At 68.5% G+C, this 16,905-nt stretch carries 14 protein-coding genes; 4 read left to right on the top strand and 10 right to left on the bottom strand.

Going from position 1 to position 16,905, the window contains the following annotated elements; translation table 11 throughout:
- The 7 genes from sufD to GBZ48_RS23105 all read right to left on the bottom strand — a co-directional run bounded on the left by sufD (nucleotide 1) and on the right by GBZ48_RS23105 (nucleotide 7,045).
- Complete coding sequence (sufD, locus tag GBZ48_RS23075; RefSeq protein WP_246307399.1) at nucleotides 1–1,368, bottom strand: Fe-S cluster assembly protein SufD; 1,368 nt, start codon at nucleotides 1,366–1,368, stop codon at nucleotides 1–3.
- Nucleotides 1,368–2,120, bottom strand: coding sequence for a Fe-S cluster assembly ATPase SufC (sufC, locus tag GBZ48_RS23080; RefSeq protein ID WP_098738189.1), 753 nt, complete (start codon nucleotides 2,118–2,120; stop codon nucleotides 1,368–1,370). Before sufC ends, sufD begins: the two co-directional genes overlap by 1 nt.
- Before the next feature lie 80 nt (nucleotides 2,121–2,200).
- Nucleotides 2,201–3,685 (bottom strand): Fe-S cluster assembly protein SufB, encoded by a 1,485-nt coding sequence (gene sufB / locus GBZ48_RS23085; protein WP_174473148.1) that lies wholly within the window; start codon nucleotides 3,683–3,685, stop codon nucleotides 2,201–2,203.
- A 45-nt stretch (nucleotides 3,686–3,730) separates the two neighbouring features.
- Nucleotides 3,731–4,201 (bottom strand): SUF system Fe-S cluster assembly regulator, encoded by a 471-nt coding sequence (locus tag GBZ48_RS23090; RefSeq protein WP_174473149.1) that lies wholly within the window; start codon nucleotides 4,199–4,201, stop codon nucleotides 3,731–3,733.
- A 314-nt stretch (nucleotides 4,202–4,515) separates the two neighbouring features.
- Complete coding sequence (locus GBZ48_RS23095; RefSeq protein WP_174473150.1) at nucleotides 4,516–5,538, bottom strand: hypothetical protein; 1,023 nt, start codon at nucleotides 5,536–5,538, stop codon at nucleotides 4,516–4,518.
- 11 nt (nucleotides 5,539–5,549) lie between these two features.
- Nucleotides 5,550–5,975, bottom strand: a complete 426-nt coding sequence (locus GBZ48_RS23100; protein WP_098738193.1) for a phage holin family protein — start codon at nucleotides 5,973–5,975, stop codon at nucleotides 5,550–5,552.
- The gene (locus tag GBZ48_RS23105; RefSeq protein WP_174473151.1) at nucleotides 5,972–7,045 is read right to left on the bottom strand and encodes a hypothetical protein; all 1,074 of its coding nucleotides are present in this window, start codon (nucleotides 7,043–7,045) and stop codon (nucleotides 5,972–5,974) included. Before GBZ48_RS23105 ends, GBZ48_RS23100 begins: the two co-directional genes overlap by 4 nt.
- Nucleotides 7,046–7,253: 208 nt before the next feature.
- On the opposite strand from GBZ48_RS23105, the gene GBZ48_RS23110 reads away from it, so the two are divergent.
- Nucleotides 7,254–8,483: a hypothetical protein gene (locus GBZ48_RS23110; protein ID WP_174473152.1), complete on the top strand. Its 1,230-nt coding sequence runs from the start codon at nucleotides 7,254–7,256 to the stop codon at nucleotides 8,481–8,483.
- Nucleotides 8,484–8,643: 160 nt separating this feature from the next.
- Nucleotides 8,644–10,803 carry a malate synthase G gene (locus GBZ48_RS23115; RefSeq protein WP_174473153.1) on the top strand — a complete coding sequence of 720 codons (2,160 nt, stop codon included), beginning with the start codon at nucleotides 8,644–8,646 and terminating at the stop codon, nucleotides 10,801–10,803.
- A 39-nt stretch (nucleotides 10,804–10,842) separates the two neighbouring features.
- Here GBZ48_RS23115 and GBZ48_RS23120 read toward each other — a convergent pair whose 3' ends face one another.
- Entirely contained in the window at nucleotides 10,843–12,165 is a 1,323-nt protein-coding gene (locus tag GBZ48_RS23120; RefSeq protein ID WP_211105863.1) for a class I SAM-dependent methyltransferase, read from the bottom strand.
- Nucleotides 12,166–12,177: 12 nt separating this feature from the next.
- The gene (locus GBZ48_RS23125) at nucleotides 12,178–12,654 is read right to left on the bottom strand and encodes a class I SAM-dependent methyltransferase (protein ID WP_174473154.1); all 477 of its coding nucleotides are present in this window, start codon (nucleotides 12,652–12,654) and stop codon (nucleotides 12,178–12,180) included.
- 386 nt (nucleotides 12,655–13,040) lie between these two features.
- On the opposite strand from GBZ48_RS23125, the gene GBZ48_RS23130 reads away from it, so the two are divergent.
- Both GBZ48_RS23130 and GBZ48_RS23135 read left to right on the top strand, forming a co-directional pair.
- Complete coding sequence (locus tag GBZ48_RS23130) at nucleotides 13,041–15,191, top strand: methyl-accepting chemotaxis protein (RefSeq protein ID WP_174473155.1); 2,151 nt, start codon at nucleotides 13,041–13,043, stop codon at nucleotides 15,189–15,191.
- Nucleotides 15,192–15,330: 139 nt separating this feature from the next.
- Nucleotides 15,331–16,152 (top strand): ParB/RepB/Spo0J family partition protein, encoded by an 822-nt coding sequence (locus tag GBZ48_RS23135; RefSeq protein ID WP_109050619.1) that lies wholly within the window; start codon nucleotides 15,331–15,333, stop codon nucleotides 16,150–16,152.
- A gap of 11 nt (nucleotides 16,153–16,163) precedes the next feature.
- On the opposite strand, the gene GBZ48_RS23140 is transcribed toward GBZ48_RS23135, so the two are convergent.
- Nucleotides 16,164–16,796, bottom strand: coding sequence for an MBL fold metallo-hydrolase (locus GBZ48_RS23140; RefSeq protein ID WP_174473156.1), 633 nt, complete (start codon nucleotides 16,794–16,796; stop codon nucleotides 16,164–16,166).
- Between the last annotated feature and the right edge of the window lie 109 nt (nucleotides 16,797–16,905).

Below are 16,905 nucleotides of genomic sequence, written 5' to 3' on the forward strand. Positions count from 1 at the left end.
TTACTTCTGCTCCTCCAGCCAGCCGGCCACGATCCCCTGGAAGGCGTCGCGGATCGACTCTTCGGCGATTTCCTCAAGGGATTCCGACAGGAAGGCGCCGATCAGCAGGCCCTGGGCGGTGTCGCGGTCGATGCCGCGGGCGCGCAGGTAGAACAGCGCGTCGTCGTCCAGTTCGCCCGCGGTGCAGCCGTGGCTGCACTTCACGTCGTCGGCGTGGATCTCCAGCTCCGGCTTGCTGTCGATCTCGGCCCCGTCCGACAGCAGCAGGGCGCGGTTCAACTGGTAGCCGTCGGTCTTCTGCGCACCGGGGCAGACGGTGATCTTGCCCTGGAACACCGCACGGGCGGTGTCGTCGATCACACCCTTGTAGACCTCGCGGCTGGTGCCGTTGGGCTGGGCGTGGACGATCAGCGTGGTGGTGTCGGCATGCTGGGTGCCGCGGACCAGATAGCCGCCGCTGACATGGGTGCGGGCGTCGGTGCCGTCGAGGCGGCTGACCACCTCGTTGCGCGACAGCTTCGCACCGGTCGTCAGGATGAAATTGTCGTAGCAGCCGCCGGTCGCCACCGTCGCCGCGATGTGCGACAGGTGGATGGCTCCGCCGCCGTCGCGCTGCGACTTGTAGTGGTGCAGGGTGGCGCCTTCACCGACGAACACCTCGGTGACGTGGTTCGCCAGCGTCGTGCCGGCGCCACGGCCGACATGATGTTCGACCACCACCGCCTTCGACCCGGCCTCCGCGATCAGCAGGGTGCGCGGATGGCAGGAGGTCGCCTGCGACTCCGACCCGACCGAGACGAAGACCAGCTCGATGGGGCGCTCGACCTGGACACCGGCCGGCACATGCAGGACGGGACCGTCGGCGAGATAGGCGCTGTTCAGCGCCACCAGCGGACGGTCGTCCGCCGCGGCGAGGCGGCCGATATGGTCGGCCAGCAGGTCAGTGTGACTGTTGAGCGCCGCGGCGATGCTCAGCAGTTCCACACCGGGCGGCAGGCCCTCGACCGAGGACAGGTCGGCGCGGAAACGGCCGTCGACGAAGACCAGACGCGGGCCGTCCTGCCCCTCGGCCCGCACGGTCGGCAGAAAATCGATCACGGCGGCGGCGGGGGCGGCCGGCTGGAAGCTGGTCTTGGCGAGGTCGCGCAGGTTGGTGTAGCGCCAGCTCTCGTTCCTGATCGTCGGCAGGCCGACGGCGGCAAAGCGCTCACGTCCGGCGGCGCGCAGGTCGGTCAGCCAGGACAGGCCGCTGCCGGGCAGGCCGGCACCCACCTCATCGAGCGGTGCCAGAAAGGCCGGCGCCGTCGCCGGATCGGCGCCGCGCGTCGAGTAGGTCATCGGATGGAGAGGGGAATGGTTGGCCGTCATCACGCCGCCTCGCTCGCGCCGAAGTCGCGGTAGCCGTTCTTCTCCAGCTCCAGCGCCAGTTCCTTGCCGCCCGACTTCACGATGCGGCCGGCGGCCAGCACATGGACATGGTCGGGAACGATGTAGTCGAGCAGGCGCTGGTAGTGGGTGATGACCAGCATCGAGCGTTCCGGCGAGCGCAGCGCGTTGACGCCCTCCGCGACGATCTTCAGCGCGTCGATGTCGAGACCGCTGTCCGTCTCGTCGAGGATGGCGAATTTCGGCTCCAGAACGGCCATCTGCAGCGTCTCGTTGCGCTTCTTCTCGCCGCCGGAGAAGCCGACATTGACGGCGCGCTTCAGCATCTCGTCGCTCATGCCGAGCGCCTTGGTCTTCTCGCGGATCAGCTTGAGGAACTGCATGGCGTCCAGCTCCTTCTCGCCGCGATGCTTGCGGATGGCGTTGATCGCGGTCTTGAGGAAGGTGGTGTTGCCGACGCCGGGGATTTCGACCGGATACTGGAAGGCCAGGAAGACGCCCTCGGCGGCCCGCTCCTCCGGCTCCATCGCCAGCAGGTCCTTGCCGTAATAGGTGACCGACCCTTCCGTGACCTCGTAGCCGTCGCGGCCGGCAAGGACATAGGACATGGTGCTCTTGCCGGCGCCGTTCGGCCCCATGATGGCATGGACCTCGCCCGGGCGGATGGTCAGGTCGACGCCCTTGAGGATTTCCTTGCCGTCCACGGTGGCGTGCAGGTTCTTGATTTCGATCATCGTCTTCGCCTCGTTGTCTTCTTCAGGCCGCCGGCACGCCGTCCGGTCTTCACGTTCTCTTCGGTGGGTGGGAGAAGCCCTCAGCCCACGCTGCCTTCCAGGCTGATGCCCACCAGCTTCTGCGCCTCCACGGCGAATTCCATCGGGAGTTCCTTCAGGACCTCCTTGCAGAAGCCGTTGACGATCAGCGACACCGCGTCCTCTTCCGAGATGCCGCGCTGGCGGCAGTAGAACAGCTGGTCCTCGCTGATCTTGGCCGTCGTCGCCTCATGCTCGATGCGGGCGGAGCGGTTGCGGCTCTCGATGTAGGGAACCGTGTGGGCGCCGCACTGGTCGCCGATCAGCAGGCTGTCGCACTGGGTGTGGTTGCGCGCACCCTCCGCCCTGGGCAGGATCTTCACCAGCCCGCGGTAGGTCTGCTGCGCCTTGCCGGCCGAGATGCCCTTCGACACGATGGTCGACCGGGTGTTCTTGCCGATGTGGATCATCTTGGTGCCGGTGTCGGCCTGCTGGAAGTTGTTGGTGATGGCGACCGAATAGAACTCGCCCACCGAGTTGTCGCCTTGCAGGATGCAGCTCGGATACTTCCAGGTGATGGCCGAGCCGGTCTCGACCTGCGTCCAGGAGATTTTGGAGTTCTTGCCGCGGCAGGCGCCGCGCTTGGTCACGAAGTTGTAGATGCCGCCGACGCCTTCGGCATTGCCGGGATACCAGTTCTGGACGGTCGAATACTTGATGGTTGCGTCGTCCATCGCCACCAGCTCGACCACCGCGGCGTGCAGCTGGTTCTCGTCGCGCTGGGGCGCCGTGCAGCCTTCGAGATAGCTGACATAGGCGCCCTCGTCGGCGATGATCAGCGTCCGCTCGAACTGGCCGGTGTTCGCCTGGTTGATGCGGAAGTAGGTCGACAGCTCCATCGGACAGCGCACGCCCTTGGGGATGTAGACGAAGCTGCCGTCGGTGAAGACGGCGCAGTTCAGCGTCGCATAGTAGTTGTCGGTGTATGGCACGACCGAGCCGAGATACTTCTTCACGAGTTCCGGGTGCTTCTGCACCGCCTCGGAGATCGCGCAGAAGATGATGCCCATCTCCTCCAGCTTCGCCTTGAAGGTGGTGGCGACCGACACGCTGTCGAACACGGCGTCGACGGCGATGGCCGGACTCTTGCCCTCCGACCCTTCGACGCCGGCCAGGATCTCCTGCTCACGCAGCGGGATGCCCAGCTTCTCGTAGGTCTTCAGCAGTTCGGGATCGACCTCGTCCAGCGACTTCGGCCCGGCCTTCTTCTTCGGCGCCGCATAGTAATGCGCGTCCTGATAGTCGATGGGCGGGAAGCTGACGGCGGCCCACTGCGGCTCCTCCATCGTCTGCCAGACGCGGAAGGCCTTCAGGCGCCAGTCCAGCAGCCACTCCGGCTCCTCCTTCTTGGCGGAGATGAAGCGGACGATGTCCTCGTTGAGGCCCTTCGGCGCGACGTCGGCCTCGATGTCGGTCGTGAAGCCGTACTTGTACTTCTGCTCCGTGACGGCGCGGACCTGCTCGACGGTTTCCGGTTGGGCGGCCATGGCTTTGCCTCGTCCTTCTCAAGAATGCTGTTCGGTGCGCGCCGTTCAGTGCGCAGGGCGGGCCGGCTGGGCGGCTGTGGAATTCGTTGCGGCTGCGGGAGCCGGGAAGGTGATCGGGACCATCATGTCGGCCAGCGACACCTCCTCCAGCGCACCGCGGATGGCGCGGTTCACCTTTTCCCAACCGCCGCGCATGGGGCAAAGTTGCTCCACCCCGCACTGGCTGTCGGCGCCGTCGACGCAGGCGGTCAGCGCGATGGGGCCGTCGAGCGCCGTGATGATTTCCGCGATGGATATTGCATCGGCAGGCCGGCTGAGCGCATAACCGCCGGCGGCGCCGCGCTGCGAGGTGGTGAGCCCGGCCGGCGTCATCGCCTTCATCAGCTTGGCGACGGTGGGAGCGGGAACGCCGGTGCGGTCGGCAAGATGGGCGACGGTATGGACCGTGCCGACCTGGCGCGCCATCTCGCTCAGCACGACGATGGCATAGTCGGTCAGCTTGCTCAGCCGGATCATGCCCGCACCCCGTTTCACCCCGGTTTCGAATACAGGACCAATTTAGTCCTGATTGCTCCGGGGGGCAAGGGGCGTTTGTCGATAAAAGTGCAGGGTTTCCGCGGCTTTCGCGGGTTTGCATGGCTGATGTGCCGGCAATACCCGTCAACGCCGCTTGGTTATAGCGTTGCGATTGTCCCCACGCTACAGCGAAGCCGCAGGTCAGGGGACAGAGTGCGGCGGTTTGCCGCAGGGTGGCAAGAGAGACCCCCAATGCGGAAAAACCCCGCGCCGGGGGCGGCGCGGGGTCGGTCCTGTGGCGATGAAAGCGGGGATCAGCCCGGCTTCTTCACCTCTTCGCGGGCGGCGTTGGTGGCTTCGGTGACAACGTCGCGAACGTCTTCCTTGGCCGACTCGACCACGGTCTGGGCGGCCGCCTGGGCGGCGCGGGTGCCGCGGTCCAGCGCGTCCATGGCGATGGCCTTGGCCCGCTCGGTCGCCTCGTCGGCATAGTCGCCGACCCACTGCTTCTCATAGCGGGTGCCGGGCAGGGCGGCGCCGATGGCCGCACCCAGCGCCACGCCCATGGCGCCGGCGACGATGGGATGATCCTCGATCAGATCCCAGAAGCCGGTCGACATGTCGTGCGCACGGTGGCGCAGATGGTCGGTCGACGGCGTCATCGAGGACAGGCGCGACACGCCGCGGCTGACATAGCCCTGCGACTGGCGCTGGTTGTGGAGGTCGCCCCGGCCGGACACATGGTCGTTGTCCGAGCCGCCCACCATGCCGCTGACGGTGCCGGACGCACTGTCGTAGGCGGAGCTGACCGCGCCCGAGGCGCTGTCATAGGCCGAGCTGGCGGCGTTGCGGACGCTCTCGCCGGCGTCGCTCAGCGTTTCACGGGCATAGTCCACGGCGTCGCCCATGCGGTGGCGGGCGTTGCGGACCGTGCTGGAGCGGGCGATGCGGCGGTCGTAGCCGGTGCTGGACAGGGCCAGCCAGCCCAGGCCGATGCCGACCAGCGCCAGCGGGATCGGGTTGCCGGTGACGCTGTCCAGCACTGAACCGGAGGACTGGGACTGCCGGCGATTGTAATGGACGGTCTGGCCGCTTTCGTAACGGTCGGTCTGGTGCAGGTTGGCGCGCTGGGACGGGGTGTCCGGCGTCGACGGCGAATAGGTGTGCTTCATGGAATTCTCCATCAGGGTTTGGGGAGACCACCGCGTCAGACTGTCGCGCAGACGGGATGTCCGGTCGCGCAGCGCATCGACGGTGCCGCCGATGCGCGCGCGGCTGGCGCGGATGTCGCCCTCAAGGGCGTCGAGATCCTTGGATTGACGATCGTCGTCCGTCATCGGCCGGCCCCTCAGCGGGCAAGCTGGGATTTCGCCCAGCGCTTGTCCTCGTCCAGCGTGTTCATGGTGCGGCGGGGGCGGAGGTTGGCGGGGCTCAGCCGGTTCTTGCCAACGTAAGCCAGGATGCCGCCCACCGCCAGAACCACCACGCCGACGATCAGCGCGGACAGCCACGGGGCCAGGACGTTGGACAGGCCGAGAACCGCGGAGGCAAGCAGGACCAGGACGCCGGCGAAGGCGACAAGTCCGCCGACGGCGATGAAGGCGACGCCACCGGCGGCCTCGGAGGCCTTGTCGGTCAACTCGGCCTTCGCCAACGCGATCTCGGATCGGGCGAGGTTGGCGGATTCGCGGGCGAGATCGGCGAACAGGCCGGCGAGCGGCCGGTCCTGCCGCGGATCCCGCGGCTCGTCATAGCGGTTCTCGGCGGCGCTCATGGACGCTGACCCTGCGGCTTGGAGGTGGAGGAGGTGGCCCCGGCAGGGCCGCCCTGGCTACCGCCCTGGACGTTGCCGATGCCGGTGGTGCCGGAGTTCACGGTGCTGCCGGCGGCACCCGACGCGCCGGCCGGCGTGCCGATGGTGCTGGTGCCGAGAGCGGTGTCCGCCGACGGCGAGGCGCCGTGGCCGGTGACCGAGGCCGGGGCGGTGGACAGCGGCATGCCGATGCGGCCGGCGGCCGGTTTCGGTTCACCCAGGCGCTCCGATCCGCGTTCGGACTCCATGCGGCCGGCGAGATGGCCGGTGTTCACGCCCGACGAACCCGTCGTCGGGGTGTCGGCGCTCTGGGACGGCGTGCTGCGGCTGACGGATTCGCCGATGCCGCCTGCCATGCCTCGGCTGGAGGTGGAGCCGCGGCCCGTATCACGTCCTGTGTCTCGGCTCGTGTCGCGATTGCGGTCGCGGCCGGTGTCGTAGGAGGCACCGCGGGCGGTACGCACGGTCTGCGACGGGTGCGCAGTGCCGCGAAGCGAGGTCGAGGCGCGGTGCATGCGGCGGTCGCTGGAGCTTTTGAGGAAGCGCGCGGCGAGGAAGCCGACGGCGAAGGCCGCGCCGATGAACACCTCGGGCTGGCGGCGGGCAAAGCCTTCGACCTCGCCGACGATGTCGTCGACGGAGGCATCGCGCAGCATGTCGGCGACACGCTCGACGCGGCTGGCCGCCTGCTCGGCGTAATCGGCGACCACGCCGCCATTTTCCTCGTTCAGCTGCTCGGCGGCCTTGTGCAGGGCGTTGGCGACGCCGCCCAGCTGGTCGGCGGCGCGGCCGGTCTGCTGTTCCAGCAGCGAGCGGATGCGGCCCTGGGCGTTGCCCAGCGTCTCGCGCCCGGTGGACATCACGTCGTCGGCCGCGCGGTTCACGGTCTTCTTCATCTCATCGACGCTGCCGCCGATGTTGGAGCTGCCGGCAGCGAAATTTCCGGTCGACGAGCTTCCAGCGGTTGAACTTCCGGTGGTGGAGCCGGTCGGGGTCGGTCCGCCGGTGCCGGTCATGTCGCGGTTCGGCATCTTGTCTTTCCTCCTCGGGGATTCCGGTATTCCGTGGCTCCGCGCCTGCGGTTATCGAACCGCCCGTTGCGGAAGCGGGTGTCGGGAAGTGAAACACCGGCCAAGCCTCCGGGGTTCCACGCACGCACCGCGCGAAATGGACAGTTTCTTCGATTGTGCTAAACTTTGCCGCGAACAAGTTGGTTCGGCCGGACCGGAGGGTGGCGGCATGAGCGTTTTCAGCGTGGTGGCCGACGGTCAGGCCGGACTTTTCCGCCTGCAGCAGGCGAAGAAGCCGTGGGAGAAGGAACTGCAGGCCAAGGACGCCCACGGCCAACTCGCCCAGAAGGCGGAGCGTGCGCAGGCGCTGACCCAGGCCGCTGCCAAATGGCAGAGCGACCATGCCAGCGCCCAGGCGGCGCTGGAGGAGGCGAGGCGGGTCGGCGGGCCCAAGCAGGCGGCTGCCGCGCGGCTTGAGCAGGTCGAACGCAAGATCGAGCAGTTGAAGCTGGCGATGCGCTTTGCCCAGGGCGATCCGCAGAAGCTGGCGACCCTGGCGCGGGAGGCGGCGCTGCTGGCGCGCGAGGCCGGGCGCGCCGCCAAGGAATATGGGGCCGGGATCAAGGCTGCGGCAGAGTTGGGGCTGCCGGGCGATGCCGGCGCCGCCACCGGCGGCGGCACGATGCTGTCGTCGGAGACGACGATCACCCGCACGACCACCAGCCTGACCCTGCAACAGACCGAGGTGACGCTGACCATCGGCATCTCGACGGGGGAGGGGGCGTCGGCCGCCGGTTCCGCGGAAAGCGCCGCCGACCTGATGGCGGCCGATGCCGGCGCCGATGCGGATGCGCAGTCCGCGGGAGCGGCGGAGATGAGGGATGGCAAACTGCCCGCCGACATCGCCCGCATGGTGGAGGATGTGCTGTCGGGCCTGGACAACGGTGGGATGACTGCCGCCAGCCCGTCAGGCGCCGATCCGTCCGCCACCGGCCAGCCTGCCGCCGGCCACTCCGCCGCTCCGACGGCCGGTACCGGCGGGCGAAGCGCGATGATCCAGCAGCTGATGGCCGACAACGCCATGAAGATGTCGCGCTACCGCGAGGCCGACATTTTCGGCCAGCGGGTGGAGGGGGTGCTCGCCACTTCCAAGCGCATCATCGGCGAGGCGAAGGCCGCCAACATGCTGGACGAGTCGGAAAAACGGCGGCGCGAGCGGCGGGAAGGTTTCAAGGCCGACGACAAGATGGTCGACGCCGCCCAGAAGGAGGTCAACGCCCTGCGCGCCGCGGCACTCGGGTCGGCCAAGGAGCTTGGGCAGGCGCTCGGGGCCGCCGGCACGACCGACAACGCTGCGGAGGGGGCGGATGGCGCGGATGGTGCGGCCTTATCGACCGCCGCCGCCTCGGCTGCACAGCCGGCCTCCCAGTCGGCTGCCGTGCTGAATCTGCTGGCGTGAGCGCGGCCGGTCCGGTGCCGGCCGCCTGCTACCATTTCTCCATACGCTGCGCTGCGACATTGTGTTGACCGGCTCGCGCGGAAGACGCGATAACCGATGAACCAAGACTCCCGGAGAGGAGTCTGCGAACCGAGCGCAAGAGAATGGGACACGCAACGAGATGAGCAACTGGATCCGCCGTGGCGGCCTCGAAATCGCCCGCCCGCTGTACGACTTCATCAATGACGAGGCGCTGCCGGGGACCGGTGTCGACGCCGACCGTCTCTGGACCGGCCTCGACCAGCTCCTGCACGAGCTGGCGCCGCGCAACAAGGCTCTGCTGGACAAGCGCGACAGCCTGCAGGCGCAGATCGACGGGTGGCACACCGCCCGCCGCGGCAAGCTCTTCGATCAGGCCGAATACGAGTCCTTCCTGCGCGAGATCGGCTATCTGGTGCCGGAGGGCGGCGACTTCGCCGTCGGCACCGGCAACGTCGATCCGGAAATCGCCTATCTCGCCGGCCCGCAGCTGGTGGTGCCGATCACCAATGCCCGCTATGCCCTGAACGCCGCCAACGCGCGCTGGGGCAGCCTGTACGACGCGCTGTACGGCACCGACGCCATCCCCGGCATCCCGGCGGCCGGCGGGTATGACGCCGCCCGCGGCGCGCAGGTGATCGCCTGGGCCCGCAAGTTCCTCGACGACAGCGTTCCGCTGGCCGACGGCAGCCATGCCGACGCCGCCGGCTATGCGGTCGAGGGCGACGCGCTGGCGGTGACGCTGAAGGACGGCCGCAAGACCGGCCTGAAGGACAAGGCCGCCTTCGTCGGCTGGCAGGGCGAGGCCTCGGCGCCGTCGGCCGTGCTGCTGGTGCAGAACGGCACCTACATCGAGATCCGCATCGACCGCAACAGCGTGATCGGCAAGGACGATGCCGCCGGCGTCGCCGACGTCGTGCTGGAAGCGGCACTGTCGACCATCCAGGACTGCGAGGATTCCGTCGCCGCCGTGGATGCGGAGGACAAGGTCGTCGCCTACCGCAACTGGCTGGGCCTGATGAAGGGCACGCTGGAGGCCAGCTTCCCCAAGGGCGACAGGACCGTCGTCCGCAAGCTGAACCCCGACCGCGTCTACACCACCCCGACCGGCAGCGTCACCCTGCATGGCCGCAGCCTGCTGCTGGTCCGCAACGTCGGCCATCTGATGACCATCGACATGGTCAAGCTGTCCGACGGCAGCGAGGCGCCGGAAGGCATCCTCGACGGCGTCTTTACCTCGCTGATCGCGCTGCACGATCTGAAGGCCGAGGGGGGCTTGCGCAACAGCCGCGCCGGCTCGGTCTACATCGTGAAGCCGAAGATGCACGGGCCGGAGGAGGTCGCCTTCGCCGACGAGCTGTTCGGCCGCGTCGAGGATCTGCTGGGCATGGCCCGCAACACCCTCAAGGTCGGCATCATGGACGAGGAGCGGCGCACCAGCGTCAACCTCAAGGAGTGCATCCGCGCCGCCAAGGACCGGGTGGTGTTCATCAACACCGGCTTCCTGGACCGCACCGGCGACGAGATCCACACCTCGATGGAGGCCGGCCCGGTCGTCCGCAAGGCGGCGATGAAGGCCACCAAGTGGATTTCCGCCTATGAGGACAACAATGTCGATGTCGGGCTGCGCGCCGGTCTGAAGGGCCGCGCCCAGATCGGCAAGGGCATGTGGGCGATGCCCGACCTGATGGCCGACATGCTGGTCGCCAAGATCGGCCATCCGAAGGCCGGCGCCAACACCGCCTGGGTGCCGTCGCCGACCGCCGCCACCCTGCACGCCACCCACTATCACGCCGTGAACGTGGCCGAGGTGCAGGACCAGCTGGCCAAGCGGCAGGCCGCCGCCCTGTCAGACATCCTGACCATCCCGCTCGCCGACCGCCCCAACTGGTCGGAGGACGAGATCCGGCAGGAGCTGGAGAACAACGCCCAGGGCATCCTCGGCTATGTGGTGCGCTGGATCGACCAGGGCGTCGGCTGCTCAAAGGTGCCGGACATCCATGACGTCGGGCTGATGGAAGACCGCGCCACCCTGCGCATCTCCAGCCAGCACATCGCCAACTGGCTGCATCACGGCATCTGCACCGAGGCCCAGGTGATGGAGGTCATGAAGCGCATGGCCGCCGTCGTCGACAAGCAGAATGCCGGCGACCCGCTGTACAAGCCGATGGCCGGCAACTTCGACGGCAGCATCGCCTTCCAGGCTGCCTGCGATCTGGTGTTCAAGGGCCGCGTCCAGCCGAACGGCTACACCGAGCCGGTCCTGCATGCGCGCCGCCGTCAGGTGAAGGCGGCAGTCTGAGGGTGATTTTGCTGCGGGGGGCGTCGCTCCCCGCAGCATCTAACCCGCGTGCCCAATCTCCAGAATCCGCACCGCCACCTGCTTGGTGTAGGGGCTGGCGGCGAAATACTCGTAGCGGACCGCGTTCTCGGCGACGAACTCCTGGAACGCCCGGTACTCGTCGTCGCGCCAGCTGCGGTTGCCGATATATTCGTCGAAGACGATGATCGTTCCCGGACGCACCCGGTCGGCCAGCGCGGTCAGCACGGTGCGGGCCGAGGCGTAGATGTCGCTGTCGACATTGACGAAGCGCACCGGCCCCGGATGGGCCGACAGGAACGGCGGCAGGCTATCCTCGAACCAGCCGACATGCAGGCGGGCGTTGTCGCGCACCGGCGGCAGCTGGCTGCCGGTGGTCAGCACGCCGCGGGGAGAGTTGACCCAGCCCTCCGGCAGCCCTTCGAACGAATCGAAGCCGTGGACTTCCTGGCCTGCCACGTCGGCGATGTGGTCGAGCGAGGTGCCGCGCCGCACGCCGAACTCCAGCACCAGACCGGGCGTGGCGGCGCAGGCGACCGCGTGACGCAGCAGCCGGCCGCTGTTGCCGAACAGCCGGAAGTCGGCGGAGAGCTTGGGCAGCAGCGCCTTGACCCCGTCCGGCAGCGGGCGGCGCTTCGGGTTGTCGCCGACCTCCGCCTCCTCTACCGCGTCGGCCTCGGCATCCCGGCCGAGCAGCCGCAGGGTGGCGGCGAGATAGCCCCAGTATTTGCCGGCGGCGCCGCCGCAGCGGGTGGCGCGGCACAGGCGGCGCAGGGCTTCGTCCGGGCCATGGTCGTGCAGGGCCTGGGCGTGGCTGCCGAACCAGCCGGCGGCATGCTCGGGATCGTCGGCCAGCAGCGCGTCGAAATGGGCCAGCGCCTCCCCGTCACGCCCGAGATAGGCTGCGGCGGTGGCGGCCTCGAAGCGGATGTCGGGGGAGAGGTCGCCGGCGGCCAGCGCCTCGCGCGTCAGGGCAATCGCGTCGCTGTAGCGGGCGTCGCGGCGCAGGGCTCCGGCCAGCGCCGCGGTCAGGTCGGGGCGTCCGGGGGCGACGCGCAGCGCGCGCTCCAACCAGGTGACGGCGGGGAAGGGGGCGTTGTCGGCCTGATGGGCCCTGGCGAGCATGGCCAGCCGGTCGGCGTCTCCGGGGCTGTCGGCCAGCACCCGGCGCAGGCAGGCGACGGCGGCGGCCGGACCGCGATGGCCCAGATGGGCCAACCCCAGCAGATGGAGCCGCTCGATCCCGGAGGACGAGGGTGCGCCGCGGAGCAGGCGCAGGGCGGGGCGGTAACGGCGCGCGTCGATCAGGGCGCGCGCCTCGTCCAGTACGGTATCAGCGGTCAAAATGACTCGTCGTCAGGGCAGCCTGCGGAAGGTCCAGACCGACGCCGGGGGCAGGTTCCGGGCGATCCAGGCATGGCGCCGCGGCTTCAGCCGCAGCCGCCGGATCAGTTCCGGATTGACCGGGGCGAAGGGACCGTAGGTGAATTGCACGAAAACGCCGTCGGGCGCCAGCACGGAAAAGGCGCCGCGCACGATCCGCGCCTGTACCGACAGCGGCATGGCGATCAGCGGCAGGCCGGAGACCACCGCGTCGCAAGTCTCCCAGCCATGGGCCTGGACGATGCGGTGGACCCGCGTGGCGTCGCCGCGCACAACCGCGGCGCTGGGGTGCAGCATCGACAGATGATCGACGAAGGCGGGGTCGAGTTCCACCATCAGCAGATTGTCGGGCGTGACGCCATGGGCCAGCAGCGCCGAGGTGACGGGACCGGTGCCCGGCCCCAGCTCCACCACACGCCGCGTGGGGCCGCACTGGGCGGCTTTGGCCATCGCGCGGCACAGTTCAGGTCCGCTTGGAGTTACCGACGCGACCTTCAGTGGTGAGCGAATCCAGCGCTCGACAAAAAGCTTGCGCTCAGCAAGTGACATCGACCGACCTCCCAACAGACGCCCGATCAAATCCTCGGCTCTGCATAACCCCTTTCTACTAAGTTACGTTTCATTGCGCCAGCCGAATGGATTTTGAATGATCGTTTAACAAAACGATGAAGATCCTGTGTCGGTTTGTTAACAGTTTGCCAATAGGATTATACGTGTACGGCGCCATGGCCGGTCGCTCCATCGGGTGGAAACCATCCGCAGGACGGAGCGGCCGATCCGCTCGCCGGTGAAGCCGGGCCAACCGGCACCTTGGTCTGCACGGGAGGGGTACAACTTTGAATAGATTGCTTCTGCGTCACAAAATTCCCGGCGCGGTGGTCGGATCGGCGGTGCTGACGGCGCTGCTGCTCGGCAGTTTCGCCTATTCCGCGGCCACCGACCGTCTGCGCACCGCGGCTCAGGACAAGCTGGTGGCGTTGGCGGACGCCCGCGCCGCCAGTGTCCAGTCCTATCTGGAAGGGTTGGAGGGCGACATCGTCCTCACAGCCAACACGCGCTCGATGCGGGACGCTGCGGTGGCGCTGGGCAATGGCTGGAGGATCGAGGGCGACCGCGGCGACCCCGGCACCCTCTTGCGCAAGCGCTATGTCGACGACAACCCCAACCCGCCGGCCGAGCGCTACAAGATGGAGAAGCCGGAGGGCAGCACCATGTACGACATGGCGCATCTGCGGCTCCATTCCTGGATGACCGACCTGATGCTGCGCCGCGGGCTGGCCGACGTCCTGCTTCTGTCGCAGGATGGAACAGTGGTCTACAGCGCCGCGAAGGGCGGCGATTTCGGCAAGCCGGCCGCCGACGGTCCGCTTGCCGCGCTGGCCGACTCGGTGAAGCGCGATCCCAAGCCGGACGAGGCCCGGACGGCCGACTTCAGCGCCTATGCGCCGGCCGGCGGCGCCCCGTCGGCCTTCCTCGCCGCCCCGGTGGCGCTGCGCCAGCCGGACGGCAGCGTGCAGATTCTGGCGACCCTGATTTTCCGCATCGAGGCGAATGGGCTCGACCGTATCATGCGCGCCACCGGCGGCATGGGCGACAGCGGCGACACCTTCCTGATCGGGGAGGATGGCAGGCTGCGCAGCACGCCGCGATTCGCGAGAGGGATGGCGGTGCTGAAGCCCTATGAGGGCGGTGCCATGGGCGTCATCAGGAGCGATCCCGACCACACCGGCGTGGTCGAGGCGACCAACATCTCCGGCGACGTCCCCGCCCTGACCGCCTATCGGCCGATGACGCACAACGGCATCCAGTGGCTGGTGCTGGCCGAGGCCGGCGTCGACGAGATTCTGGCGCCGGTCAGGTCGATGCGCGACAACATGATCGGCGCCGGGACTGCACTGCTGCTGGTTATCTGCCTTGGCGGCGTGCTGTTCGCCCGCGGCATCACCCGCCCGTTGTCGTCGATGTGCGACGCCATGCAGCGTCTGGCCCAGGGCGAGCGTGCGCTGGCCGTGCCGGCGCAGGAGCGCCATGACGAGATCGGCCGGATGGCCGGGGCCATGCAGGTCTTCAAGGAGGCGCTGATCAGGGCCGACGACCTTCATGCCGAGCAGGAGCGGGTCCGCGCGCTGCGCGAGGAACGCACCCGCCAGCTGGAACGGGTGACCGACGGCTTCGATGCGCGGGTCGGCGGCATCGTCCGCGCGGTGGCCAGCGCCGCCGGCGGGCTGGAGGTGACGGCCAGATCGATGAGCGACGGCGCCGACCGCACGCTGCACGAGGCGACCAGCGTCGCCGCGGCGGCCGACCAGACGGCGAGCAATGTCGGGACGGTGGCGTCGGCGGCCAACCAGCTGCGCGCCTCCATCGGCGACATCGGCCGCCACATCGAGGAATCGGGCCGGATCACCCAGGCCGCCATCGGCGCCGCCGCGCAGGCCGGCGAAACCATGCGCGCCGTGGTGGAGACCGCCGGCCGCATCGGCACGGTCGTTCAGCTGATCCACGACATCGCGGCGCAGACCAACCTGCTGGCGCTGAACGCCACCATCGAAGCGGCACGGGCGGGGGAAGCGGGCAAGGGCTTCGCCGTGGTCGCCAACGAGGTCAAGCATCTGGCCGCGCAGACCGCCAAGGCCACCGACGAGATCGGCAGCCAGATCGGCACCATGCAGTCGGTGACGGACGGTGCCGCGGCCTCCATCGGCCAGATCGCGACGGTGATCGAGGACATGGGCCGCATCTCCAGCATCGTCGCCGGCGCCATCGAGGAACAGGGCACGGCGACGATGGACATCGCCGCCAATGCCGAGCAGGCGGCCAAGGCGACGCAATCGGTCACGGCGATCATCGACGGGGTGGCGCGATCCGCCGATACGACCAAGACGGTTGCCGGAGAGGTGCTGGTCTCGTCCCAGGATCTGACCCGGCAGGCCGGGCATCTCAGGGCGGAGATCGAGCGCTTCCTGGCCGACATCAAGGCCGCGTGAGGGGCGGGACCCACCAGCGACAGCGAAGCCGGCATGGCCCGTTCTCCTTTTCTTCTCACTGTGCCGTTGACAGAGCCGCAACGGCCGGGGCACCGTTGCGGGGCCGGAAGGACCGGAAACAAGGGGACCGGAACAGGACATGCCGACGCTCGCACCCGATCATTCGGATCTGTTCGACGATACGGGCAAGCCGCCCCGGCTGTTGGAACTCGACGTTGCCAGGATCATGCGCAATCCGAGCATGCCGCGCCGCCATTTCGACCCGCAGGAGATGCAGGGGCTGGCCGACTCGATTGCGCATTACGGGCTGAAACAGCCGGTGCTGGTGCAGGAGGTCGTGGGCGGCCACCGTCTGGTCGCCGGCGAACGGCGGCTGCGGGCGCACGAGATGCTGGGGCTGGCGACCATCTACGCGCTGGTCACCTCCGGCAATCCGGACGAACTGACGCTGGTTGAGAATGTGCAGCGCGTCGACCTCGATGCACTGGAACTGGCGGAGGCGCTGGCGCGGCTGATCGACCGCTTCGGCTACACCCAGGAACAGCTGGGCCGCATCATCGGCAAGAGCCAGAGCAACGTCAGCCATACCCTGCGGCTGAACAGCCTGCCGGAGACGATCAAGCAGGAATATGCCGCCGCCCACCATGACGTGTCCCGCTCCACCCTGATCGAGATCGCCTGGATCAAGGATCTGGACGAGCAGATCGCCCTGTGGGAGCAGGTGAAGGCCGGCGATGGGACGGTGCAGGCGGCGCGCAGCCGCAAGGACGCCGCCAAGGAGCCGTCGCTGCGCACCATGTCGGCTGTCGGGCGCTTCCTCGACGCGCTGCGCCGCGCCACCGCCCGGCTGGGCGACCCGCGCGAGCACCGCGCCTATGTCGACGACATGCAGCGCCGCGAACTGATCAGCCTGCGCCGGCGCATCGACCTGCTGCTGGGCGACGATCCGGCGGTGGATTGAGGGGGCCGCCCTCAGTCGTTCAGGAAGGGATTGTAGAGCCGCTCCTCGCCAAAGGTCGACATCGGGCCGTGGCCGGGGATGAAGGCGATGTCGTCGCCGTAGGGGAACAGCTTGTCGCGGATCGAGGCGATCAGGTCGCCGTGGTTGCCCTTGGGGAAGTCGGTGCGGCCTACGGAGCCCTGGAACAGCACATCGCCGACGATGGCGAGCTTCGACGGGCGGTGGACGAACACGACGTGGCCGGGGGTGTGGCCGGGGCAGTGGCGGACCTCCAGCGTCTGGTTGCCGACGGTCACCGTGTCGCCCTCCTCCAGCCAGCGGCCGGGGGTGAAGGAACGCACGGGCGGGAAGCCGAACATCTGGCTTTGCATCGGCATGCCGTCGATCCAGAACTGGTCGTCGCGGTGCGGTCCCTCGATGGGCAGCGTCAGCTTGTCGGCCAGGTCGGCGACGGCGCCGGCATGGTCGATGTGGCCATGGGTGACGAGGATCTTCTCCAGCGTCACGCCCTTCGCCTTCACCGCGGCCAGGATGCGGTCCAGGTCGCCGCCGGGATCGATGGCGGCCCCCTTCATCGTCTCGGGGCACCAGAGCACCGTGCAGTTCTGCTGGAACGGGGTGACCGGAACGATGGCGTACTGCATGGCCTGACCTTCGGTTCTGCGGGAAATTGGCGGAATGATCCCATGGGCGGCGTGACCTTAACGTGCCTGCGATGGCTGCCGCAAACCATTCACGCGTCAAATCGATTCC

It is taken from the genome of Azospirillum melinis (genome assembly GCF_013340935.1).
GTDB lineage: Bacteria > Pseudomonadota > Alphaproteobacteria > Azospirillales > Azospirillaceae > Azospirillum > Azospirillum melinis.